Below are 22,101 nucleotides of genomic sequence, written 5' to 3'. Positions count from 1 at the left end.
CTGATTTCAGCGGCTTTTTTTATGGTTTCGGGATGAAGGAACAAGAAATCGTTGCTTGTGTCAGATAAATCCTTCATATTGATCTGTAGGAATATGAGTTTTGAAGATTTATCACAATTGGGAGTAAATGAGATTTCAGAGGACGACGCTTATCATGGCGATCACATGAGGCCCAAGTGATTAATGCAATTTGCAGAAAAAGCAGCTCCATTGCATCGGGTGCAAGCATGGAAAAAATGTCTCAAATTGAGTCTGAAAGCGAAATAGGCTTGCTCTTTATTTATGAAGCAGCTGTTAAGTGCATTGATTGAATTGCAGTGACTGCGCCAGCTGGTTTCGGGGCGGTATTTATCTGCTTGGCCATGGAATGCAAGCAATTCAACAGCCATAGAGGGGGTGGGCAATATGAAAAGCATCAAGATATCGACCCGTATTCTGGGTGCCTTTGGCATATTGGTCGTGCTGCTGCTGGCCGTGGTGGCTACAGCTTTGCTGCAGTTCAAGACCATGCGTGACAATGCCGAGGTCATTACGCGCACCGTGTTGCCCAGCGTGGAAATCATCAACGCCATGAATACCGAATTGGAGCGGTCGCGGCTGGTGGAATTGCGTCATGTGATCGGTAGCGATCCGGCCTACTTGTCCGAAGTGGAATCACAGTATTCCCAGTTGCAGCAGCGCATGACTGACGACAAGAAAAACTATGAGCCGCTGATCATCTCGCAGCAAGAGCGCGATTATTACGACCAGTTCATTCGCGAGCGCGAACTCTATGCGCAGGTGAACAAGCAGCTTTTTGCGCTCTCGCGAGCAGGCGAGCAGGACAAGGCCAAGGAGCTTCTGGAAGGGCAGTCGCTCAAGCTCTTCAATGATTCCTCGGCCACGCTGCAAAAGCTGGTCAGATACAACAGCGATGTAGCCCGGCAGGAAAGTCAGGCTTCGGTCACGGTGTACAAGCGCGCCGTGATACTGTTGATCGCGGCGGCGCTGGTGGCCGTGCTGGTGGCCGTGGTTGCAGGACTGATGCTGGTGCGCTCCATTCGCGTGCCGCTGGATCAGGCCGTCAAGGCGGCTGACCGCGTGGCCAATGGCGATCTGAGCGGCATGATCCATGTTGAGCGTCACGATGAAACCGGGCAATTGCTCAATGCGCTGGAGCGCATGCAGACCAGCCTGGTGCAGACCGTGCGCAGCGTGCGCCAGAACGCCGAAGGCGTGGCCTCGGCCAGCGCGCAGATTGCCTCGGGCAATGCCGATCTCTCCAGCCGCACCGAAGAGCAAGCTTCGGCGTTGGAAGAGACAGCGGCCTCCATGGAGCAACTGGGCACGACGGTCAGCCAGAATGCCGACAATGCGCGGGCCGCCAATCAGCTGGCGGTCAACGCCTCCCAGGTCGCAGCTCAGGGCGGTGCCGTGGTAGCTCAGGTGGTGGACACCATGAAGGGCATCAACAACAGCAGCCACCAGATTGCCGACATCATTTCCGTCATCGACTCGATTGCTTTCCAGACCAATATTCTGGCTTTGAATGCTGCTGTGGAAGCCGCCCGCGCGGGCGAGCAAGGCCGTGGCTTTGCCGTGGTCGCTGGCGAGGTGCGCACGCTGGCCCAGCGCAGTGCGGAAGCGGCCAAGGCCATCAAGGGCTTGATCTCCACCAGTGTGGAGCGGGTGGAGCAGGGCACGCAGCTGGTGGACAAAGCCGGCACCACCATGGCTGAAATCGTTTCGGCGATTCGCCGCGTGACGGACATCATGGGCGAGATCAGCGCTGCCAGCAGTGAGCAAAGCCAGGGTGTAGCCCAGGTGGGTGAAGCCGTGACGCAGATGGATCAAAGCACACAGCAAAATGCGGCTCTGGTGGAGGAGAGTGCCGCCGCCGCCGGTGCCTTGCGCAAGCAGGCACAAGATCTGGTGCAGGCCGTGGCCGTGTTTCAGCTACCCGCCAGCGCCATGCAAGACAGCGCGGCGGCCGCGGCTACGCGCCAGTATGGGCATGCCAGCACCTCTTCCGCGCGCGGCACGCGCTCCCTGCTCCAGGCCGCTGCGGCCGCACCTGCCTTGTCGGTTCGCTCCGGAGCGGATGCGGCGGCTCGCAAAGCTTCCAAACCGGCAGCCGATGGTGAGTGGGAAGCTTTTTGAGCGGATCTTGGGGCGCTGTACAGTGCCTATCTCTCAAAGGCCGCCGCAATGCGGCCTTTTTCATGCGGCTCCGATTGCCGCAAGGGGCTGTGGGCCTGAAGCTCCTGCACATAGCCGGCCATGCCTTCGCTTTCGCGTTCGAGGAATCGGCCAATGGCGTCGGCAAATGCCGGATGGGCAATCCAGTGGGCGCTGGGCGTGACGATGGGCAGCAGCGCTCTGGCCATCTTGTGCTCACCCTGGGCGCCGCCTTCAAAGCGCGCAATGCCATTGGCAATACACCATTCAATGGGTTGGTAGTAGCAAGCTTCGAAGTGCAGGCAGTCCACACGTTCCAATGCGCCCCAGTAGCGGCCATAGGCCACTCTTTCTTTGATAGCTGCTACCGACTTATTTGTCTGCATTCCAGGCGATTTTTCATCTGAAATCAATGAATAGTCGTCGCTGACTGCTATCAAACTACTTGCAATCGGTAGACCGTCACGCTCGGCAATGAAGAGCACCCAGTTCTCGGTCATATGCTCTTGCATGGCATTGAAGAATTCGGGCGTCAGATAGGGTGGGTTGCCGTGCTCCAGATAGGTGCGTTCATAGCAGCGGTAAAAAAAGGCCCAGTCGGCAGACGTGATTTGCGCCCCGCGCAGGGTTTTGAAGTGCACGCCTGCCTCGCGCACCTTGCGCCGTTCCTGGCGGATTTTTTTGCGCTTTTCCTGGTTGAGTGATGCCAGAAAATCATCGAAGTCGCGCCAGCTTTGTGCGGCAGGCGTGGGGGCCACATTCCTCCAATGAAACTGCACCGTGCTGCGCAGCATCCAGCCGGCTTGCTCGCAAGCGGCCAGATCCTGTGCATCGCCAAACAGCAGGTGCAGGGATGACAGCCCTGCCTGCTGCGCCCAGTGCTGCACGGCGTGCACCAGGGGCAGCCGCCACTGCGGCGCTTTGACCAGCAGGCGGGTGCCGGGCACGGGCGTGAAGGGCACGGCCAGCGTGCCCTTGGGGTAGTAGGGCAGGCCGTGCTGCTCATAGGCGCGGGCCCAGGACCAGTCAAAAACATATTCGCCATAGGAATGTGTTTTGACGTAAACAGGGCAGGCGGCCAGCAGCTCTTCGCCATGCCACAGCGTGATCACGCGGCAGATCCAGCCGGTTTGGGGCGTGGCGCTGCCGCTTTGCTCCATGGCGGCCAGGTATTCATGGCGCATGAAAGGCGTGTCCTGGGTCTGCGCAGAGAGCAGTGCGTTCCAGGTTTGCTCGGGCAGCTCCTGCACGCTTTGGAATGTGCGAGTGATAATCGTGTTTTCAGCCATGTCTCAAATGTTGTGGCGGCCAGCTGTCATACGGGTCGTGCGCAGGCACACGCGGGGCATGGCCTCACTGCCTTGCTCGCTTTTCATGACGCTTTCCATCTGCTGTGCCCAACGCAATTTTGTCGTGGGTGACCTGTCCGGCAATGTTCAGAAAATCATTGCTGCCGCCTCTGAAGCTTATGCGAGCGGCGCTCGTCTGTTACTGACGCCTGAATTGTCCCTTTGCGGCTATGCGGCAGAAGACTTGTATCTGCGCCCCGCTTTTCTTGAAGCCTGCGAACAATCCCTGCAGCAGCTGCAAACCGCCACGGCCCAGTGGCCGGGCCTGGCCATTGTGGTGGGGCACCCGCAATCTAGCGAAGGTGGCGCACTGTTCAACATGGCCAGCGTGCTGCGAGACGGCCAGCTGATGGCGCAATACGCCAAGCAGTTGCTGCCCAATTTTGGCGTGTTCGATGAGCAGCGCTACTTCGCCGCCGGAACCCAGCCTTGCGTGGTAGAGATTGACGGCATCCGCATCGGTCTGCTGATTTGCGAAGACGCCTGGCATGCCCAGCCCGCTCAGGCTGCCGTGGCCGCCGGTGCGCAGTTGCTGGCGGTGATCAATGCTTCGCCGTTTCATAGTGGAAAACAGGCAGAGCGTGAGACAGTCATTGCGCTGCGTGCTACTGAAAATGAGGTGCCGCTGGTCTACGCCCATCTGGTGGGCGGGCAAGATGAGATCGTGTTTGACGGCAATTCCTTTGCGGTGGACGCCAGCGGCCAGATTGCGGCCCGGGCTGCAGCTTTTGAGGAGGATTTGCCCGTGGTTGCTGCGCATCTGGTGGACGGCCGCGTCAAGCTCGCAGGTGAAGCCAGGCCTGCGCTGGGTCACCACCACGCTTTGTGGTCGGCCCTGGTGTTGGCCGTGCGTGACTATGTGGGCAAGAACCGCTTCCCCGGCGCACTGATCGGGCTGTCGGGCGGCATGGATTCGGCCTTGGTGCTCTCGATTGCCGTAGATGCGCTGGGCGCCGACAAGGTGCGCACGGTGATGATGCCTTCGCCTTATACGGCCGATATCAGCTGGCTGGATGCACGCGAGATGTCCGAGCGCGTGGGTGTGCAGCACGAAGAAATTGCCATTGCACCCCAGTTCGAGGCCTTCAAGGCGGCATTGGCCGCCACGTTCCAGGGCCGGGCCGAGGACACGACTGAAGAGAATCTGCAGGCCCGCATTCGCGGCACGCTGCTGATGGGCATGAGCAACAAGTTCGGCCACATCGTGCTGACCACGGGCAACAAGAGCGAAATGTCGACTGGTTACTGCACGCTGTATGGCGATATGGCTGGTGGTTTTGCCGTCATCAAGGATGTGCTCAAGACCGAAGTCTTTGCCCTGGCCCGCTGGCGCAATGCCCATGATCCGTTTGGCACCGGTCTCGATCCCATCCCCGAGCGCATCATCACCCGTCCGCCCAGCGCCGAGCTGCGCCCGGATCAGAAAGACCAGGACAGCTTGCCCGCCTATGAGGTGCTGGACGCCATTGTTTCCAAATACATGGAAAATAACGAGAGCATTGCATCCATCGTCTCTCAGGGCTTTGCCGCTGCCGATGTGGAGCGCGTCACGCGTCTGATACAAATCAATGAGTACAAGCGTCGCCAGGCTCCCGTGGGACCCCGGTTGACCGTGCGCAGTTTTGGCAAGGACTGGCGCTACCCCATGACCAATAAATTCCGTGCCTGAGACCTTGTCTCAGCCATGTTGCCCTTTTCAATCCCTTAGGAGTTAGCCCCATGAAACTGATTACCGCCGTCATCAAGCCGTTCAAGCTGGAAGAGGTGCGCGAGGCGCTGGCCGAATGTGGGGTGAACGGTTTGACCGTGACCGAGGTCAAGGGCTTCGGTCGCCAGAAAGGCCACACCGAGTTGTACCGCGGTGCCGAATACGTGGTGGACTTTCTGCCCAAGGTGAAGATCGAAGTCGTGGTCAAGACCGAAGATGTGGACCGCTGCGTGGACGCCATCGTCAACGTGGCCCGCACCGGCAAGATCGGTGACGGCAAGATTTTTGTCAGTCCGGTCGAGCGCGTGGTGCGTATTCGCACCGGCGAACTCGATGATGGAGCGATCTGAACGCGTCCTTTGAAGTCAGGGGCGACTTCTCACGACTGGTTGATGCGGTAGCCCGGGCTTTGGCCTGGTACGCGGTAAAGCCCTCAAGTAAAAAAGCCAGACTTCGGTCTGGCTTTTTGCTTTTAGATCACCGAGCGCAGCGAGGGCGTTTCCATGCGGGTGCCTGAGGCTTGCACCAGGCTTTGCAGCAGGGCGCTGGCGTCGCTGCTGCTTTCGATGAGGCCCATTTGCCACTCGCCCATGAAGCCATGGCCCACGCAGGACTGCAGAAACTGCAGCATGTGGTCGTAGTAGCCATCGACATTGATCAAGCCTATGGGCTTGTCGTGGTAGCCGAGCTGGCGCCAGGTCCAGACCTCGAACAGCTCTTCAAACGTGCCAATGCCGCCGGGCAGGGCCACAAAGGTGTCGCTGCGCTCGGCCATCATGGCTTTGCGTTCGTGCATATTGGCCACGATGTGCAACTCATCGCAGGCGTGGTTGGCCAGCTCCTTGTCGACCAGGGCCTGGGGTATGACGCCCACCACCCGGCCGCCCGCCATGCGTGTGGCTTCGGCCACGGTGCCCATCAGGCCGCTGCGCCCACCGCCATAGACCAGTTGGCCGCCGCGCTCGCCAATCCATTGGCCCACGGCCTTGGCGATTTCGGTGAACACGGGGTTGTTGCCTGGGCGCGAGCCGCAATAGACGCAAACAGAAAAAGCAGGTGTTGTCATGCAATGAACCGGTAGTAGATGGCAGCAGCCCAGACGGCGCCGCAGAGCCAAAGCGACAGAAACACGGCAGCGCTGCCCATGTCCTTGGCCTTCTTGGATAAATCGTGCCATTCCAGCCCGATGCGGTCTATGGCCGCTTCGATGCCGGAGTTGAGCAACTCCACGATCAGCACCAGTACGACGGTGCCCGCCAGCAAGGCGACCTGCTCCCAGCTCTGGCCCAGCCAGAAGGCGGCTGGCACCATGACCATGGCGCAGATGGATTCCTGCTGAAAGGCTTTTTCGTTCCAGCCGGCCTGCAGGCCGTTGAGCGAATATTTGCCTGCATGCAGCACGCGCGACAGGCCGGTGCGGCTTTTTTGCGGATTGACGGGATCGGTTGTGCTCATGGGGCAAAGAAAGTAACGAATCTGCTTAGCGAATTTTCTTCGGTGCCGGGGCCTGATGCACCAGGCGTGTACCGGCCCAAGCATCGTGCCAGAACTGCCGGGCGGGATGAAAACGGCTGACCAGCGCCCATACGAGTACCCAGCCTGTCATCAGAACCAAGACTTCCAGCACGGGGAGGTTCATGGGTGCCAGCACCGCCAGCGGTGGTAGAAACCACATCCAGCTCAAGGCATAGCGCAACAGGGCGCGGGTCTGGGTCAGCGGCCGGCCCTGGGCGTCCACCACACGGATGTGCCAGGTCTTCATGGCTAGGGTCTGGCCTTTGCTCCAGAACCAGACAAAGTAAATGCCCAATACGACCAGCATGAAGGCTTGCAGCACATGGCGGTTGTCCAACGCGTTACGGGTTTGAGACAGCGTGCTAAACAAATAGCCGGCAATAAATACCACCCCGAACAGCAACATACCCTCATAAAGCCAGCAAGCCATGCGGCGGCGCAGGCTGGGTGCTATCAAAAGCGAGGATGTTGGGGAGTCGTGTTGCGCGCCAAGCAGCGTGTCTTTGCTCATGAAGCCATTCTAGAGGGCTGGGGTGCCGAATTCATGCAGGCAGCTCCCTTGCTTTTGGACTCGGCTTGCTTCTTGATTCAGATCACCGAGCCCGCCGGAGGCTACACCTTACTGTGCAGCGCCTTCGCTGCTGCTCTCGTGGCTGCTGCCTGCCGCTCCGGAGCTGCCGGGTGCGGCATCGAGTGGGGGCAGGTTAATGGGCGTGGCGCGCGGAATATCCACCGGTGCGGTTTCCACAATCGTGCCTATGGGGCGCACGGGATGGGTTTCCACCATGGCCGGCGTGGATGGCACGGGCGGCGGCGGGTGGTGAATGGTTGCCGGCGGAATCTTGGGCAGATTGGGCAGGGTATTGGGCGTGCCGGTGGCTGCCGGAATGCGGGCCAGCTTTTTCTGCGGCACCGGCTTGACGGCAGGTGCGACAGTGATGACCTTGGGGGCTGCGCGGGCAGCGAGCAGGCGCTTTTCTTCGTCGCTCAGGGCCTGATAGGCCTCCCATTGGGCCTGTTTGTCGGTTGCCAGCTTGTTGGTGATGGCAAAGTTCAAGCGGGCCTGGCTGCGCTGCACGGCGCTCAGGCTGGCCCAGGATTCCATGCGGCTGCGCAGCTTTTCCTGTTCTTTTTCGCTGAGCTTGTCAAAGCCGTCGGCCAGAGCCATCCAGCGGCGCTTTTGCAAAGCGCCCACCATGGGCCAGCGCTCTTCCAGCGGTTCCAGCACGCGCCGTTGCGTTGGGGTCAGCTCGGCCCAGCGAGGCCCGGCAGCCATGGAGGTGACACGCTGGCGTGCCGCGGCATCGCCATGCGGAGCCATGGTGGCGGCCACGGTGGCTGGCGGCACGGTGCTGGGGGCCAGTCTGACTTGTTGGACTACATTCCAGCCCGTCCAACCCAGCGCCATCAACAGCACCGCCGCTGTGACGGCGGCGGTGTTGGTGGGAGTCAATCGGGAGCGCTTTTCAGTCGGCATTCAGGCGGTTGGCGTCTAGGGCGTCTTAGTTTTCTGCCGCAGCGGCGGAGGTCTTGAGGTATTGAATGAAGCCGGGGTCGGAATAAGCGGCAGGGGGCAGATCGTCGGTGAGCAAGGCTGTATCGACTTCGGTCACTTCGTTGAGACCGTTTTGATCCATCTGCGAGTTATATACCACCAGGCCTGCAACCAGGGCCAAGACCGGAATGGCCGAGATGATCGCGCGCCACCAGCCGCCGCCTTCGGAGCCAGGGCCATTCAAGACCACGGTATGGCCTTGAACCGAAGCGGAGGAGGCTGCCTGGGTGTGCAGAACGCTCACCTCGCGGCGGCGCTCGGAGACCGCACGCTCGCGCGAGGCGCGCAGGCGTTCCGTGATCTCGTAAGGGAGAAAGCCCTCGCCCTCGCTCAGCCTGGAGGTGATGCTGCGGGCGATGTGATCGGCGGCCATTTCTTGGCGGAGTGTGGGCACGGATTTCATAACTCGATTCCTTTGGCCTTGAGTGCCTTGCTCAATGTTTGGATGGCGCGGAAACAATGCGTTTTAACACTGCCTTCCGAGCAGCCCATCGCTGCAGCCGTCTCGGCAACATCCATCTCTTCCCAGTAACGCATGAGGAAGGCTTCGCGTTGACGCGTAGGCAGCTCTTGTATTTCTTTTTCTATGCTCAGCAGTGTCTGCTTGCGTTGCGTCAGCTCTTCGGCGCTGCTGGCCGTCTCCTTGCCGCTGTCGCTGGCATAGGTTTCCAGCCAGTCGAAATCCGCATCATCGCCTGCCGAAGCCTCGATCTCGCTGAAATGAACGAAAACGGCTCTCTGGGTTTTCTGGCGCCTGAACCAATCCAGCGTGCTGTTGGAGAGGATGCGCTGAAACAGCATGGGCAGCTCGTTGATGGGCTTGTCGCCATAGTGCTGGGCCAGCTTGAGCATGCTGTCCTGAACAATGTCCAATGCCGCATCCTCGTCGCGGACGTGGAAAAAGCTGCGCTTGAACGCGCGCTTTTCTACGCCTTTGAGAAAATCGGAGAGTTCTTGTTCAGTAGCCAAAAGAGATGGGCCCGTGTCAGGGCGGGCAGGAGGGGAGACCAAGTAAAGTAGGCAATTATGGCATTGCCTGACGTTTTTTAGCGTACTGCCGTGCAAGGTCTTGTTGCAGTGCGATAATGGTTTTGAACTCAAAAAAGCAAACGGGTCACGGTCCGGCGTATACACAATCGCCCATGTCTTGTGGCCCTAAGTCTCAAACCGGCCCCACAAGGGCTCAAGGCCAGAGGCACCCAAGGTTTTTCGTTAGAGAAATTCGCAAAGGTTGATCATGGAAATTTCCAAAGCTGAAATGGCTTGCGCAGCCACAGCAACGTCCTCATCGGGCGCCCAGGAATTGATGGGCTCCGAGATCCTTATCAAGTCGCTTCAGGCTGAAGGCGTCAAGCACCTCTGGGGTTACCCAGGCGGCGCGGTTCTCTATATTTACGACGCGCTCTACAAGCAAGACAGCATCCAGCACGTTCTGGTGCGCCATGAGCAAGCTGCCGTGCACGCTGCCGACGGTTTTGCGCGTGCCACGGGCGAAGTAGGCGTCGCTCTGGTGACTTCCGGCCCCGGCCTGACTAATGCGGTCACTGGCATCGCCACGGCCTATACCGACTCCATCCCCTTGGTGGTTATCGCGGGCCAGACCTCGACCAATTACATCGGTACCGACGCGTTCCAGGAATGCGACACCGTCGGTATCACTCGCCCCATCGTCAAGCACAACTTCCTAGTCAAGGACGTGCGTGATGTGGCCGAGACCATGAAAAAAGCATTTCACATTGCCCGCACCGGCCGTCCCGGCCCTGTGGTGGTGGATATTCCCAAGGATGTGTCCTTCAAGAAGGCGCTGTACACCGGCTATCCCGAAAAAGTGGAAATGCGCTCGTACAACCCCGTCAAAAAGGGTCATGCGGGTCAGATTCGCAAGGCGCTGCAGCTGCTGCTGGCCGCCAAGCGCCCTTATATCTACACCGGCGGTGGCGTGTTGCTGGGCAATGCCTGCAACGAGCTGCGCACGCTGGTGGACATGCTGGGTTACCCCGTCACCCACACGTTGATGGGTCTGGGCGCCTACCCCGCGAGCGACAAGAAATTCCTGGGCATGCTGGGCATGCACGGCACCATCGAAGCCAACAATGCCATGCAGAACTGCGATGTGCTGCTGGCCGTGGGTGCGCGTTTTGACGACCGTGTGATCGGCAATCCCAAACACTTCATGTCGGTGGAGCGCAAGATCATCCACGTGGACGTGGATCCTTCCTCCATCTCCAAGCGCGTGAAGGTGGACGTGCCTATCGTTGGCGACGTCAAGGATGTGCTGACCGAGCTGATTGCCATGCTGCGCGAGACCACGCAACGCCCAGATGGCGGTGCCCTGGCCCAGTGGTGGGACTCCATCGAAGGCTGGCGCAGCCGCGACTGCCTGAGCTACAGCCGTGGCGATGGCTCGGTGATCAAGCCCCAGTACGTGGTGGAGACACTGTGGAACATGACCAAGGATGCCGACGCCTATGTCACATCCGACGTGGGTCAGCACCAGATGTGGGCCGCCCAGTACTACCGCTTTGACGAGCCCCGTCGCTGGATCAACTCCGGCGGTCTGGGTACTATGGGTGTGGGCTTGCCTTACGCCATGGGCATCAAGCTGGCCAAGCCCGAATCCGAAGTGTTCTGCGTGACGGGCGAAGGCTCGATCCAGATGAACATCCAGGAGCTGGCAACCTGCCTGCAGTACAACACGCCGGTCAAGATCTGCGCGCTCAACAACCGCTATCTGGGTATGGTGCGCCAGTGGCAGGAAATTGAATACTCCGGCCGCTACTCCAGCAGCTACATGGATTCCCTGCCCAACTTCGTGAAGCTGGCCGAGGCCTACGGCCATGTGGGCATGCTCATCGAGCGCCCCGAGGATGTGGAGCCTGCTCTGCGCGAGGCGCGCAAGCTCAAGGATCGTACGGTGTTCATGGACTTCCGTACCGACCCCACCGAGAACGTGTTCCCCATGGTCCAGGCGGGCCGTGGCATCACGGAAATGCTGCTCGGCGCTGACGATTTGTGATGGTAGAGATGCTGATTTTGAATGAAATTGGCATCAAGCCCATATATATCAAGCGCAGACAGCTCTATTTTCTATAGCGTTTTCTGACGAATCTATTGCCTGCCGAGCCCGACGTTTACCGACGTCGGGGGAGGGCAGCGAAAAGAGGAATCTCATCTCATGAAACACATCATCGCTGTGCTGCTCGAAAACGAGCCCGGAGCACTGTCACGCGTCGTGGGCCTGTTCTCGGCCCGTGGCTACAACATCGAGTCCCTGACTGTGGCGCCGACGGAAGATCCGTCGCTGTCGCGCATGACCATTCAGACCACGGGTTCTGACGATGTCATCGAGCAGATCACCAAGCACTTGAACCGCCTGATTGAAGTGGTAAAGGTGGTAGATCTGACCGAAGGCTCGTACACCGAACGCGAGCTGATGATGGTCAAGGTGCGTGCCGTGGGCAAGGAGCGCGAGGAAATGAAGCGCATGGCCGATATCTTCCGCGGCCGCATCATCGATGTGACGGAAAAAAGCTATACCGTGGAGCTCACGGGCGATCAGTCCAAGAATGACGCCTTTCTGCAAGCCATTGATCGCACGGCCATTTTGGAGACCGTGCGCACGGGCGCCTCGGGTATTGGCCGCGGTGAACGCATTCTGCGTGTTTAATCCCATCCTCTGACCTGTTTTTACTTTTTAACCCCCTAGAGACAAGAGACCTGGAGCCATCATGAAAGTTTTCTACGACAAAGACTGTGACCTGAGCCTGATCAAGGGCAAGACCGTTGCCATCATCGGCTACGGCAGCCAAGGCCATGCACACGCTCAAAACCTGAACGAATCCGGCGTGAAGGTCGTGGTCGGTCTGCGCAAGGGTGGCGCTTCCTGGGACAAGGTTGGCAAGGCTGGCCTGACCGTGATGGAAGTGGACGATGCAGTCAAGGCTGCCGATGTGGTCATGATCTTGTTGCCCGACGAGAACATCCCCGAGGTCTACTACAACAACATCGCCCCTAACATCAAGCAAGGTGCAACCCTGGCTTTCGCTCACGGATTCAACGTGCATTACAACCAGGTCGTGCCCCGCGCTGACCTGGACGTGATCATGGTTGCTCCCAAGGGCCCTGGCCACACCGTGCGCTCCGAATACCTGAAGGGCGGCGGCGTTCCTTCCCTGATCGCCATCTACCAAGACAAGTCCGGCAAGGCCCGTGACGTGGCTCTGTCCTATGCCATGGCCAATGGCGGCGGCAAGGGCGGCATCATCGAAACCAACTTCAAGGAAGAAACCGAGACCGACCTGTTCGGCGAGCAAGCCGTTCTGTGCGGCGGCGCGGTGGAGCTGGTGAAGATGGGCTTCGAAACCCTGACCGAAGCTGGTTACGCTCCCGAAATGGCGTACTTCGAGTGCCTGCATGAGCTCAAGCTCATCGTTGACCTGATGTACGAAGGCGGCATCGCCAACATGAACTACTCCATCTCGAACAACGCCGAGTATGGTGAGTACGTGACCGGCCCCGAAGTCATCAACGAAGAATCGCGCAAGGCCATGCGCAATGCTTTGAAGCGCATTCAAAGCGGCGAATACGCCAAGATGTTCATCAGCGAAGGTCGTTTGAACTATCCTTCGATGACTGCCCGTCGTCGTCAAAACGCCGAACACGCCATCGAGCAAGTGGGCGGTCAGCTGCGCGCCATGATGCCCTGGATCTCCAAGAACAAGCTGGTTGACCAGAGCCGCAACTAAGACCGGTTTTCATCCGGTGCAAGCCGGATGAGATCATGTCGGCAAGAGGCCACCCCTTGGGGTGGCTTTTTTCATGCCGAACGCAGCAAGCAGCCGGGTACACTGGCGCCATGGGCTTTGCCTTGCGGGTAAAGCTTGACATACTATGGTTTTAATAGCTGCATGCGATTGACATGCAAGCACTGGAGGTCTGTTTAATGCAAAACAGCAATGAGTCTGGCGAGATCAGCGGCGTGCCGCGCAAGCTGCGCAAGGGCATTTATGTACTGCCCAATCTGTTCACCCTGGCTGCACTTTTTGGTGGTTTCTACTCCATCGTCATGGCCATGAACAACAAGTTCGAGCTGGCCGCCGTCGGCGTGTTCTGCGCCATGGTGCTCGACAGCCTGGACGGTCGCGTGGCTCGCATGACGCACACCCAAAGTGCGTTTGGCGAGCAGATGGATTCGCTGTCCGACATGGTGTCCTTTGGCGCTGCTCCGGCACTGATTGCCTATGAATGGGCGCTGCGCCCGCTGGGACGCTGGGGCTGGATTGCCGCCTTTGTGTACTGCGCCTGTGCCGCGCTGCGCCTGGCGCGCTTTAATGTGAACACCGGCGTGGTGGACAAGCGCTACTTCCAGGGCATGCCCTCGCCAGCTGCCGCTGCCTTGGTGGCAGGCTTCATCTGGCTGACCAGCGCGCTCATGGTCTCGCACCGCGATGTCCCCATCTTTGGTGATGTGATCTCCTGGTTTGGCGGCTATCCCACGGACAGAGCCGATCTGTCGTGGATCATGTTCGCCATCACGCTGTTTGCTGGCCTGACCATGGTCACCAACATTCCCTATTACAGCTTCAAGGATATTGGCGGCGCCAAGAGCATGCCCTTCGTGAGCCTGGTGGTAGTGGCCTTGCTGATGGCCATTGTGAGCGTGGAGCCGGCCACCATGCTGTTCCTGATCTTTGTGGGCTACTCGGTCTCGGGCTATGTCATCTATGCCTGGCGCCGTTCCAAGGGCGAGCATGTCAGCATCGTGGCGACCTCCAAGGATGAGCCCGATGAGCGCGGCCTGCACGACGATTGAGCGGCTCGGAAAAAATCGGACCGTATCAAACTTCTTGTGTTAAAGTGATCCGCATGCAAAACCTGTCGCTAGCTCTACTACTAATGTCCAACGGGCAGATCAAGTAGCGCGCGCGTACAAACACACCCTACTTCACGGCCCGTAGCACCAGCGACGGGCCGTTTTGTTTTTGGGTGTCGCTGGAAATGGGCTCAATTTCCTGCAATTTCGACTACAGAGACTCACCATGTTGCAAAACCCTTCGACCAAATACCGTCCTTTCGCTCCTGTGCGCCTGACCGATCGCACCTGGCCCGATGCGGTGATTTCCAAGCCTCCGGTCTGGTGCAGCGTGGATCTGCGTGACGGCAATCAGGCCTTGATCGAGCCCATGGACATCGAGCGCAAGGTGCGCATGTTCGAGCAGTTGGTCAAGATTGGCTTCAAGGAAATCGAAGTCGGTTTTCCCTCGGCTTCGCAAATCGAATTTGACTTCATGCGCAAGCTCATCGAGGAAAACCGCATTCCCGATGATGTGACCGTGCAGGTGCTGACCCAGGCGCGCGAGCATCTGGTGCGTCGCACTTTCGAAGCGCTGGAAGGCGTGCCCCGCGCCATTGTTCATCTCTACAACGCCACCGCACCGGTGATGCGCCGTGTGGTGCTGAACATGAGCGAAGACGAAATCGTCGAGCTCGCCACCACCAATGCCCAGATGTTCTCCGACATCGCGGCCACCTATCCCCAAACCCAATGGACTTTCCAGTACTCGCCCGAAATGTATTCGGACACCGAGCTGGAGTTTTCCAAGCGCGTGATCGATGCCGTGACCGCCGTGTGGCAGCCCACACCCGAGAACAAGTGCATCATCAACCTGCCCACCACGGTGGAGCATTCCACACCCAATGTGTTTGCCGATATGGTGGAGTGGACGCACCGCAACATCGAGCGCCGCGACAGCATTGTGCTGTGTGTACATCCCCACAATGACCGCGGTACCGGTACGGCTACGGCTGAACTGGCCTTGATGGCCGGGGCTGATCGCCTGGAAGGCTGCTTGTTCGGCAATGGCGAGCGCACCGGCAACCTGGATGTGGTCAACGTGGCGTTGAATATGTATATCCAGGGTGTGAATCCCGGCCTGGATTTCTCCGATATCGACGGCATTCGCGCCACGGTGGAGTATTGCAACCAGTTGCCCGTGCACCCACGTCACCCCTATGTGGGTGAGCTGGTCTACACCTCGTTCTCGGGCTCGCACCAGGACGCCATCAAAAAGGCATTCTCGGCCCACAAGGAAGGCGATATCTGGGATATGCCTTACCTGCCCATTGACCCCAAGGACCTGGGACGCAGCTACGAAGCCGTGATTCGCGTGAACAGCCAGTCGGGCAAGGGCGGTATCTCGTATCTGCTCGAGAGCGAATACGGCTTGCAACTTCCACGTCGCCTGCAGATCGAGTTCAGCCAGGTGGTGCAGCGCGAGATGGATGCCAGCGGCAAGGAATTGGCCGCCGCTGATTTGTGGGAGCTGTTCCAGCGTGAATATGGCGTGAACACGGTCAAGGCCCCGCATTACCGCTTGAGCGAGGCCGATGGCGTGGTCAGCATGACGGCCGAAATCGAGGTGGAAGGCGAGAAATATTTTTTGGGCGGAGAAGGTACGGGTCCCATTGATGCCTTTGTCCAGGCCTTGTCACAAGAGATTGGTCGCAATGTGCGCGTGCTCAACTATGCCGAACACGCGATTGGTGAGGGCGCGAATGCCAAGGCCATCGCCTATGTGGAACTGCGTGTGGACGAGTCCCAGGTTTACTACGGTGTCGGGGTGGATGCCAATATCGTCTCGGCCTCGCTCCGGGCCATCATCTCGGGATTGCAACGTGTCCCGGCCGTTCAAGAGGCGGTAGCTGCCTAAGTTTTCCATGCAAGCCGGTGTCGTCAAAAGCGCACCGGCTTTTTTATCGGCGATTCTTCATTACAACCGGCGCTGACCCGCGCCATCAATCCAAAGAGACCCCACCATGTCCGATCAACTCATCATTTTTGACACCACTTTGCGCGATGGCGAACAGTCGCCTGGCGCCTCCATGACGCGTGATGAAAAGCTGCGCATTGCGCGCCAGCTGGAGCGGCTGAGGGTGGATGTGATCGAGGCGGGCTTTGCTGCGGCGTCCAACGGGGAGTTTGAGTCGATTCAGGCCATTGCGCGGGCGATCAAGGATTCGACCATCTGCTCGCTTTCGCGTGCCAATGATCGTGACATCGCGCGCTCGGCCGAGGCGCTCAAGGAGGCCAATCGCGGTCGTATTCACACCTTTATCGCCACCAGCCCACTGCATATGGAGAAAAAGCTGCGCATGACGCCCGAGCAGGTGCTGGAGCCGGCCAAGCAGGCGGTGCGCTTTGGGCGCAATCTGATTGATGACATCGAATTCAGCGCCGAAGACGGCTACCGCAGCGAGCCCGATTTTCTGGCCCGTGTGATTGAAGCCGTGATTGCCGAAGGTGCTACCACCATCAATGTGCCAGACACCGTGGGCTATGCCATTCCAGAGCTGTATGGCAACTTCATCAAGAATCTGCGTGAGCGCGTGCCCAATAGCGACAAGGCCGTGTGGTCGGTGCACTGCCACAACGATCTGGGCATGGCGGTGGCCAACTCGCTGGCCGGCGTGAAGATCGGCGGTGCGCGCCAGATCGAGTGCACCATCAACGGCCTTGGCGAGCGCGCTGGCAACTGCTCGCTGGAAGAGGTGGTGATGGCCATCAAGACCCGCAAGGATTATTTCGGCCTGGATGTCAACATTGATACCCAGCACATCGTGGCCGCCAGCCGCCTGGTCAGCCAGACCACCGGCTTTGTGGTGCAGCCCAACAAGGCGGTAGTGGGTGCCAATGCCTTCGCTCACGCGTCCGGCATTCACCAGGATGGCGTATTGAAGGCCCGCGATACCTATGAAATCATGCGCGCCGAAGATGTGGGCTGGGCTGCCAACAAGATCGTGCTGGGTAAGCTCAGCGGCCGCAATGCCTTCAAGCAGCGCCTGCAGGAGCTGGGAGTGGAGCTCGATAGCGAGGCCGCCATCAACCAGGCTTTCACCAGCTTCAAGGAGCTGGCCGACCGCAAGAGTGAAATCTTTGACGAGGACATTCTGGCGCTGGTGAGCGTGCAGGGAAGCTCGCACCAGGAAGATCCGTTCCAGTTTGTTTCTCTGGCGCAGCAAAGTGAAACCGGTGAGCGCCCACATGCGGTCGTGGTATTCAGCAAGGAAGGCAAGGAAGTCAAGGCCGAATCGGACGGCAACGGCCCGGTGGATGCTTCTTTCAAAGCCATCGAAACCCAGGTGCAAAGCGGTGCGGAAATGGTGCTGTATTCCGTCAATGCCATCAGCGGCTCGACCGAGAGCCAGGGCGAGGTGACGGTGCGCCTGCAGCGCAACGGCCGGGTGGTCAACGGAGTGGGTGCAGACCCCGATATCGTGGTGGCTTCAGCGAAGGCTTACCTCAGTGCTTTGAACAAATTGCATAGCAATAAAGAGGTTGTAGCAGCACAAGGTTGAACACTGGATTTATAATTTCACTCAGATTATCGGAAAAGTTGTGTAAGTGCTTGTCGCTGCACAACTTTTTTGATTGAAATAAATCCTAACATCTTGTTGTCTGGAGTATCGCATGCCGCTGCTTCGCCCTTTCCGCCTTGCAAGACTCACCCAGGTGATGTCGCTGGCCTTGCTCAGCTGCGCGTTGGCGGCACCGCTTTCGCATGCGGCAAGCTCCAAAAAAGAGGTCAAAAAGCCTGCTGCCGAGGTGTCTACCAAAAAAGGTGCCAAAGCACCCGCGGGCAAAACCCGCGTAGTGGCCGAAATCAAGTCTGGCAAAAGCGCCAAGGCGGAAAAATCGGACAAGGCTGCCCGGGGCAAGAGCGATAAGGCAGATACCAAAACGGCCAAGGCAGGCAAGAATCTCAGCAAGGCCGAGCGGCGTGAACTGGCCAAGGCTGAAAAATCCGCTGGCAAGACCCGTGTCGCCAGAGGCATTGCGGCGCCCGCACGTGCTGCTGTAGTGGCTGCTGCAGCCGCGGCAGCTTACGAGCCGGCTCGACTCTCTTATGGCCAGATGGCCGGTCTGCATTCCGTCAACGACCCGCTGGATCTGCAAAGCAGCGTGGCCTATGTGGTGGATCAGGATACCCATGAAGTCCTGCTCAGCAAAAACGATCAGGCAGTGCTGCCCATTGCTTCGCTGACCAAGCTGATGACGGGTCTGCTGATCTCTCAGGCACGTTTGCCCATGGATGAGATGATCACCATCACCCAAGATGATGTGGACACCGAGAAAAACAGCAGCTCGCGCCTGCGTGTGGGTACCACGCTGACGCGCGGCGAGATGCTGCATCTGGCCTTGATGTCCAGCGAAAACCGCGCCGCCCATGCCCTGGGTCGCACCTATCCTGGCGGCTTGTCGCAGTTTGTGCAGCTGATGAACAGCAAAGCCCGCCAACTGGGCATGAAGGACACCCGCTATGTGGAGCCCACAGGCTTGTCCAGCAGCAATCAGTCCAGTGCGCGCGATCTGGCAATGCTGGTAGGCGTGGCCCACGGCGATCCTCTGGTGCGCGAATACAGCACCTCGCCCGGCTATGAAGTGGCTGTGGGTCGCCGCACGCTGCAGTTCAACAATACCAACCGTCTGGTCAAGAGCGATCACTGGGATATCGGTCTGCAAAAAACGGGTTATATCTCCGAGGCCGGTCGTTGCCTGGTCATGCAAGCGCATGTGGCCGGCCGCAAGCTCATCATGGTGTTCCTGGATTCAGCCGGAAAATTCAGCCGTCTGGCCGATGCCGAGCGGGTGCGCCATTGGGTCGAGAGCAATGGCGGCAGCACCAGCACCGCCATGCTGGGGCGTGTCAAAGGTTGATTGACACATCTTCCAAATACCCAAACGCCACCTTCGGGTGGCGTTTTTTCGCTTAAATACTATTGATTTTGTAGCTTTCTGCGCTTCTCTGATAAGGGCTATAGGCAAAAATAATCCAAAAAATGGCGAGTGATGGGTGCCGGTGCAGGCCGTCTTGATTGCCTTTTGCGAAGACATTGCAAGCGGGCATGCCTAGCGCGGCGATAGGTGCGCCAGAACCAGTGACACGATGCGATTGCAGCGCTCTCCATCGAAGGTGAATGCATCACTGAGGGCCATGTCCAGGTCTTGTGAGAGTCCTTCACGGAGCATGCTGCGAGCGCGAAAAAAGCGTGTGCGCACTGTGGCTTCTGGGATTTCCAGTATCTGCGATACCTCCTCCACGCTCATCTCTTCCACGCCGCGCAACATGAAAACCCGGCGGAAGTCGGTGGGCAGCATGTCAATGCGTGCTTCCATGATCTGACGCAACTCCGAACGCATGGCTGCGCGGTCGGGGCTGCGCTCCATATCGTCTTGCTGCCAGTCGGAATCCATGGCTTCCGTCGATGCCAGTGCGGACTCCAGCGGCACGATCTTCAGCTGACGGCGTCTCAGCTGTCCTAACGCTTCGTTGACCACAATGCGCACCAGCCATGTCGACAACTTGGCATCTGCCCTGAAATCACCTAAAGCCTGCCAAGCCTGCAAATACGCCTGCTGCACTGCATCTTCGGCATCCATATCACTTTTCAAAATGGCTCGCGCAGTGCGAAACAGCAGGCGATTGTGGCGCCGCATGATGGCCTCGAAGGCCACCTCGTCACCACTGATCGCCCGAAAAGTCAGCTCCAAATCTGACGCATCGGCAGTCGCAGGGCGGTGGCTCGAAGGTGGGGTGTGCGGCATGTACGCCTCCTATGACCATTGGATGGTGTACTCACGCCAAGCGTTCCCGTGATGATCTGATAGCCGCCCCTGTTGCCGGCAGGGGCGGAACATGGCGATGCGGCCATCCATCCAATGGATGAGTGCTTGCCTTGGGCGCCGAATTTCCGGGTGGCCAACGCAGGCCTCGTCACCCACGAAGGAGTGCCTCATGTCGTTCTTACATATCACTCACCCACAAGAGGCGCGTCGCCTCTTTCTTGGCCAGTCTGGGCTGCTGCTTTCCGGGGCGGCTGTTGCACTATTGGCTGGCCGTGAGGCTCTGGCGGCCAAGTCCGGCGATGGGAAAACACAGGACACGCAAATCCTGAATACTGCTCTGGGCGCTGAACTGGAGGCCATCGCTGCTTATCAGCTGGGAGCTGAGAGCAAGCTGCTGCAAGCACCGGTGCTGGATCTGGCTGTGACTTTTCAAGGCCATCACAAAGCGCATGCCAAGTTGTTGGCAAAGACGATTGAAAAATTGGGTGGGAAACCGGTCCTCCCGAAAACTGCTTACAACTTCCCGGTGAACCAGCTGAAATCGCAGGAGGATGTGCTGCGCTTTGCCGCGCGTCTGGAGCAGGGGGCTGTCAGTGCTTATCTGGGAGCTATCCCTTTATTCGGCAATCGAGAGCTGTCCAAGGCTGCCGCCAGTATTCTGGGTGATGAGGCCATGCACTGGGCCGTGCTGCGCCAAGCGGTGGGCGAAGTGCCGGTCCCTGTGGCGTTCGTATCATGAGCGTCACACCGTGGTGCTTGTTAGGTGTGCTGTCCTTCGCCGTGATAGCGCATGCAGCCCAAGATAAGCTGTCGGGCGAGCAGGTCTACGCCCGTTGCGCAGCCTGCCATGCGCTGGCTTACGACCGGGTGGGTCCACACCATTGTGGCCTGTTGGGTAGGCGCGCGGGTACGGTGCCCGGCTTTGCTTACTCAGCTGCCATGAAAAACTCCGGTCTTACCTGGGATGAAAAAACACTGGACCGCTTTCTGGCCCAGCCCATGAAGGTGCTTCCAGGCACAACGATGACTTACGACGGAATCCCGGATTCCAAGGAGCGCAGCGACCTGATTGCCTACCTCAAGCACGCCAATGATTCACCGGAATGCCGCGCATCTGGAGCGCCCCCGCATTGAATGCATTGTGGTCCTGCCGGCCAGCCGTCTATTCAGTCTTCATCGCCGTAGGTGCGAGGCTCAATCGGAATGTGCAGCAGGTAAATTGGTTAAAAAAAAAGAGCAGCCATCGGGCTGCTCTTTTTTGTTGCTATGAGTGCTTTGATCAGGGGTGGCGTGCGTAAGCGCCGCCGGTCTGTGCGGCGGGGTGGGTGCCGCTAAAGCCCAGTGACAGGGAAATTTCCTGTACGGTGGCTTGCAGTCTGGGAGCCCAGGCTTCATCCAGGCGGTCTGCCGGCGCGGAAATGGATAGGCCGGCAATCAGCTTGCTTTGGTCGTCATAAATGCCTGCAGCCATGCAGCGCACGCCCAGCTCCAGCTCTTCGTTATCGCGGGCAATGCCGTATTGGCGCACTTTTTCCAGTTCATGTTCGAGGCTGTTGAGCTGGGTGATGCTGAAATGGGTTTTGCCGGGCAGGCCGGTGCGTGTGGCGTAGGCGCGCACTTGCTGGGAATCATCGGCAGCCAGGAACAGCTTGCCGTTGGAGGTCAGGTGCAGCGGCGCATGGCCGCCAATGGCGCGCACCACCTGCATGCCGGAGCGTTCGCTGTAGGCGCGCTCCACATACACAATTTCATCGCCCTGGCGTACCGAGAGGCTGATGGGCTGCTGGATCTGCTTGTACAGCTGGCGCATGGGTGTCAGGGCCACTTCGCGCACGTTCAGGCGGGCCTTGACCAGATTACCCAGTTCCAGAAAACGCATGCCCAGGCGGTAACTGCCCGACTCGGGGCGGTCCACAAACCGGCCCATGGCCAGATCATTGAGAATGCGGTGCGTGGTGGAGGGGTGCAGGCCTGTGCGCTCGCTGATCTCCTTCAGAGATACCGCTTCCTCACGCGAGGCCAACACGTCGATCAACGTGAACATGCGTTCCAGAACCTGAACGCTGGGCTTTGCGGAAGTCGACAGATCTTCTTTTTTCATACCGTGGGGGTGCATTTCGGGATGAGGCATTCTAGCGGTGCAAACCGCGCGAGACCATGCTATCTCCGTATAGATGCGAGCTCAAAGCAGCGT

General features: G+C 58.9%; 21 protein-coding genes. 12 read left to right on the top strand and 9 right to left on the bottom strand.

All coding sequences use genetic code 11. From position 1 onward, the window contains the following. Positions 1 to 405: 405 nt before the first annotated feature. Positions 406 to 2,139: a methyl-accepting chemotaxis protein gene (locus tag EAO39_RS15880; RefSeq protein WP_120969166.1), complete on the top strand. Its 1,734-nt coding sequence runs from the start codon at positions 406 to 408 to the stop codon at positions 2,137 to 2,139. Between the two features lie 26 nt (positions 2,140 to 2,165). On the opposite strand, the gene EAO39_RS15875 is transcribed toward EAO39_RS15880, so the two are convergent. Then, positions 2,166 to 3,446: a GNAT family N-acetyltransferase gene (locus EAO39_RS15875; RefSeq protein ID WP_120969163.1), complete on the bottom strand. Its 1,281-nt coding sequence runs from the start codon at positions 3,444 to 3,446 to the stop codon at positions 2,166 to 2,168. 85 nt (positions 3,447 to 3,531) lie between these two features. Between EAO39_RS15875 and EAO39_RS15870 the strand changes: the two genes are divergently transcribed. Together EAO39_RS15870 and EAO39_RS15865 are read left to right on the top strand one after the other, a co-directional pair. Further along, a complete protein-coding gene (locus EAO39_RS15870; protein ID WP_120969160.1) occupies positions 3,532 to 5,175 on the top strand; it encodes an NAD+ synthase in 1,644 nt (547 codons plus the stop codon). Between the two features lie 50 nt (positions 5,176 to 5,225). Then, on the top strand, positions 5,226 to 5,564 hold the full coding sequence (locus tag EAO39_RS15865; RefSeq protein WP_120969157.1) for a P-II family nitrogen regulator: 339 nt from the start codon (positions 5,226 to 5,228) through the stop codon (positions 5,562 to 5,564). Positions 5,565 to 5,686: 122 nt separating this feature from the next. Here the strand turns inward: EAO39_RS15865 and EAO39_RS15860 are convergent, their stop codons facing one another. The 6 genes from EAO39_RS15860 to EAO39_RS15835 all read right to left on the bottom strand — a co-directional run bounded on the left by EAO39_RS15860 (position 5,687) and on the right by EAO39_RS15835 (position 9,253). Next, positions 5,687 to 6,280: a TIGR00730 family Rossman fold protein gene (locus tag EAO39_RS15860; protein WP_120969154.1), complete on the bottom strand. Its 594-nt coding sequence runs from the start codon at positions 6,278 to 6,280 to the stop codon at positions 5,687 to 5,689. Further along, positions 6,277 to 6,669, bottom strand: a complete 393-nt coding sequence (locus EAO39_RS15855; protein ID WP_120969151.1) for a diacylglycerol kinase — start codon at positions 6,667 to 6,669, stop codon at positions 6,277 to 6,279. Before EAO39_RS15855 ends, EAO39_RS15860 begins: the two co-directional genes overlap by 4 nt. Positions 6,670 to 6,694: 25 nt before the next feature. After that, positions 6,695 to 7,240, bottom strand: a complete 546-nt coding sequence (locus EAO39_RS15850) for an RDD family protein (RefSeq protein WP_120969148.1) — start codon at positions 7,238 to 7,240, stop codon at positions 6,695 to 6,697. Between the two features lie 108 nt (positions 7,241 to 7,348). Next, entirely contained in the window at positions 7,349 to 8,182 is an 834-nt protein-coding gene (locus EAO39_RS15845; RefSeq protein ID WP_240467034.1) for a DUF3106 domain-containing protein, read from the bottom strand. A gap of 49 nt (positions 8,183 to 8,231) precedes the next feature. Beyond that, positions 8,232 to 8,687, bottom strand: coding sequence for a DUF3619 family protein (locus tag EAO39_RS15840; RefSeq protein WP_120969142.1), 456 nt, complete (start codon positions 8,685 to 8,687; stop codon positions 8,232 to 8,234). Next, positions 8,684 to 9,253 carry an RNA polymerase sigma factor gene (locus EAO39_RS15835; protein WP_120969139.1) on the bottom strand — a complete coding sequence of 190 codons (570 nt, stop codon included), beginning with the start codon at positions 9,251 to 9,253 and terminating at the stop codon, positions 8,684 to 8,686. The genes EAO39_RS15840 and EAO39_RS15835 overlap by 4 nt, the downstream gene beginning before the upstream one ends. A gap of 268 nt (positions 9,254 to 9,521) precedes the next feature. Here EAO39_RS15835 and EAO39_RS15830 point away from each other — a divergent pair, with 268 nt between their 5' ends. The 7 genes from EAO39_RS15830 to pbpG all read left to right on the top strand — a co-directional run bounded on the left by EAO39_RS15830 (position 9,522) and on the right by pbpG (position 18,998). Next, positions 9,522 to 11,300, top strand: a complete 1,779-nt coding sequence (locus EAO39_RS15830; protein ID WP_120969136.1) for an acetolactate synthase 3 catalytic subunit — start codon at positions 9,522 to 9,524, stop codon at positions 11,298 to 11,300. A 159-nt stretch (positions 11,301 to 11,459) separates the two neighbouring features. Further along, a complete protein-coding gene (gene ilvN / locus EAO39_RS15825) occupies positions 11,460 to 11,951 on the top strand; it encodes an acetolactate synthase small subunit (protein ID WP_120969133.1) in 492 nt (163 codons plus the stop codon). A 61-nt stretch (positions 11,952 to 12,012) separates the two neighbouring features. After that, on the top strand, positions 12,013 to 13,029 hold the full coding sequence (gene ilvC / locus EAO39_RS15820) for a ketol-acid reductoisomerase (RefSeq protein WP_120969130.1): 1,017 nt from the start codon (positions 12,013 to 12,015) through the stop codon (positions 13,027 to 13,029). Positions 13,030 to 13,226: 197 nt separating this feature from the next. Beyond that, on the top strand, positions 13,227 to 14,096 hold the full coding sequence (gene pssA / locus EAO39_RS15815) for a CDP-diacylglycerol--serine O-phosphatidyltransferase (RefSeq protein WP_120969127.1): 870 nt from the start codon (positions 13,227 to 13,229) through the stop codon (positions 14,094 to 14,096). Positions 14,097 to 14,322: 226 nt separating this feature from the next. Further along, a complete protein-coding gene (gene leuA / locus EAO39_RS15810) occupies positions 14,323 to 15,993 on the top strand; it encodes a 2-isopropylmalate synthase (protein WP_120969125.1) in 1,671 nt (556 codons plus the stop codon). Positions 15,994 to 16,099: 106 nt separating this feature from the next. Further along, complete coding sequence (locus EAO39_RS15805; RefSeq protein ID WP_120969122.1) at positions 16,100 to 17,638, top strand: 2-isopropylmalate synthase; 1,539 nt, start codon at positions 16,100 to 16,102, stop codon at positions 17,636 to 17,638. Between the two features lie 112 nt (positions 17,639 to 17,750). Then, positions 17,751 to 18,998, top strand: coding sequence for a D-alanyl-D-alanine endopeptidase (gene pbpG / locus EAO39_RS15800; RefSeq protein ID WP_120969119.1), 1,248 nt, complete (start codon positions 17,751 to 17,753; stop codon positions 18,996 to 18,998). A gap of 192 nt (positions 18,999 to 19,190) precedes the next feature. Here pbpG and EAO39_RS15795 read toward each other — a convergent pair whose 3' ends face one another. Then, on the bottom strand, positions 19,191 to 19,886 hold the full coding sequence (locus EAO39_RS15795; protein WP_120969116.1) for an RNA polymerase sigma factor: 696 nt from the start codon (positions 19,884 to 19,886) through the stop codon (positions 19,191 to 19,193). 190 nt (positions 19,887 to 20,076) lie between these two features. On the opposite strand from EAO39_RS15795, the gene EAO39_RS15790 reads away from it, so the two are divergent. Both EAO39_RS15790 and EAO39_RS15785 read left to right on the top strand, forming a co-directional pair. Further along, the gene (locus EAO39_RS15790) at positions 20,077 to 20,646 is read left to right on the top strand and encodes a ferritin-like domain-containing protein (protein ID WP_120969113.1); all 570 of its coding nucleotides are present in this window, start codon (positions 20,077 to 20,079) and stop codon (positions 20,644 to 20,646) included. Continuing rightward, positions 20,643 to 21,041 (top strand): cytochrome c family protein, encoded by a 399-nt coding sequence (locus EAO39_RS15785; protein WP_120969110.1) that lies wholly within the window; start codon positions 20,643 to 20,645, stop codon positions 21,039 to 21,041. Before EAO39_RS15790 ends, EAO39_RS15785 begins: the two co-directional genes overlap by 4 nt. Before the next feature lie 145 nt (positions 21,042 to 21,186). On the opposite strand, the gene EAO39_RS15780 is transcribed toward EAO39_RS15785, so the two are convergent. After that, entirely contained in the window at positions 21,187 to 22,008 is an 822-nt protein-coding gene (locus EAO39_RS15780) for an IclR family transcriptional regulator (RefSeq protein WP_120969106.1), read from the bottom strand. Positions 22,009 to 22,101 lie beyond the last annotated feature (93 nt).

Origin of the sequence: Comamonas sp. lk (assembly GCF_900564145.1) — a bacterium.
Taxonomy (GTDB): Bacteria; Pseudomonadota; Gammaproteobacteria; order Burkholderiales; family Burkholderiaceae_C; genus Comamonas.
The sequence above is the reverse complement of the archived record's forward strand: the minus strand, read 5'-3'. Positions and strand labels throughout refer to the sequence as shown.

Coding starts and splice junctions, on each gene's coding strand:
- ilvC (WP_120969130.1), top strand. CDS start 12,013: ATGAAAGTTTTCTACGACAAAGACTGTGACCTGAGCCTGATCAAGGGC.
- EAO39_RS15805 (WP_120969122.1), top strand. CDS start 16,100: ATGTCCGATCAACTCATCATTTTTGACACCACTTTGCGCGATGGCGAA.
- EAO39_RS15870 (WP_120969160.1), top strand. CDS start 3,532: ATGACGCTTTCCATCTGCTGTGCCCAACGCAATTTTGTCGTGGGTGAC.
- EAO39_RS15860 (WP_120969154.1), bottom strand. CDS start 6,280: ATGACAACACCTGCTTTTTCTGTTTGCGTCTATTGCGGCTCGCGCCCA.
- pssA (WP_120969127.1), top strand. CDS start 13,227: ATGCAAAACAGCAATGAGTCTGGCGAGATCAGCGGCGTGCCGCGCAAG.
- EAO39_RS15875 (WP_120969163.1), bottom strand. CDS start 3,446: ATGGCTGAAAACACGATTATCACTCGCACATTCCAAAGCGTGCAGGAG.
- EAO39_RS15795 (WP_120969116.1), bottom strand. CDS start 19,886: ATGCCGCACACCCCACCTTCGAGCCACCGCCCTGCGACTGCCGATGCG.
- EAO39_RS15790 (WP_120969113.1), top strand. CDS start 20,077: ATGTCGTTCTTACATATCACTCACCCACAAGAGGCGCGTCGCCTCTTT.
- EAO39_RS15880 (WP_120969166.1), top strand. CDS start 406: ATGAAAAGCATCAAGATATCGACCCGTATTCTGGGTGCCTTTGGCATA.
- EAO39_RS15840 (WP_120969142.1), bottom strand. CDS start 8,687: ATGAAATCCGTGCCCACACTCCGCCAAGAAATGGCCGCCGATCACATC.
- pbpG (WP_120969119.1), top strand. CDS start 17,751: ATGCCGCTGCTTCGCCCTTTCCGCCTTGCAAGACTCACCCAGGTGATG.
- EAO39_RS15830 (WP_120969136.1), top strand. CDS start 9,522: ATGGAAATTTCCAAAGCTGAAATGGCTTGCGCAGCCACAGCAACGTCC.
- EAO39_RS15865 (WP_120969157.1), top strand. CDS start 5,226: ATGAAACTGATTACCGCCGTCATCAAGCCGTTCAAGCTGGAAGAGGTG.
- leuA (WP_120969125.1), top strand. CDS start 14,323: ATGTTGCAAAACCCTTCGACCAAATACCGTCCTTTCGCTCCTGTGCGC.
- EAO39_RS15785 (WP_120969110.1), top strand. CDS start 20,643: ATGAGCGTCACACCGTGGTGCTTGTTAGGTGTGCTGTCCTTCGCCGTG.
- EAO39_RS15855 (WP_120969151.1), bottom strand. CDS start 6,669: ATGAGCACAACCGATCCCGTCAATCCGCAAAAAAGCCGCACCGGCCTG.
- EAO39_RS15850 (WP_120969148.1), bottom strand. CDS start 7,240: ATGAGCAAAGACACGCTGCTTGGCGCGCAACACGACTCCCCAACATCC.
- EAO39_RS15780 (WP_120969106.1), bottom strand. CDS start 22,008: ATGAAAAAAGAAGATCTGTCGACTTCCGCAAAGCCCAGCGTTCAGGTT.
- ilvN (WP_120969133.1), top strand. CDS start 11,460: ATGAAACACATCATCGCTGTGCTGCTCGAAAACGAGCCCGGAGCACTG.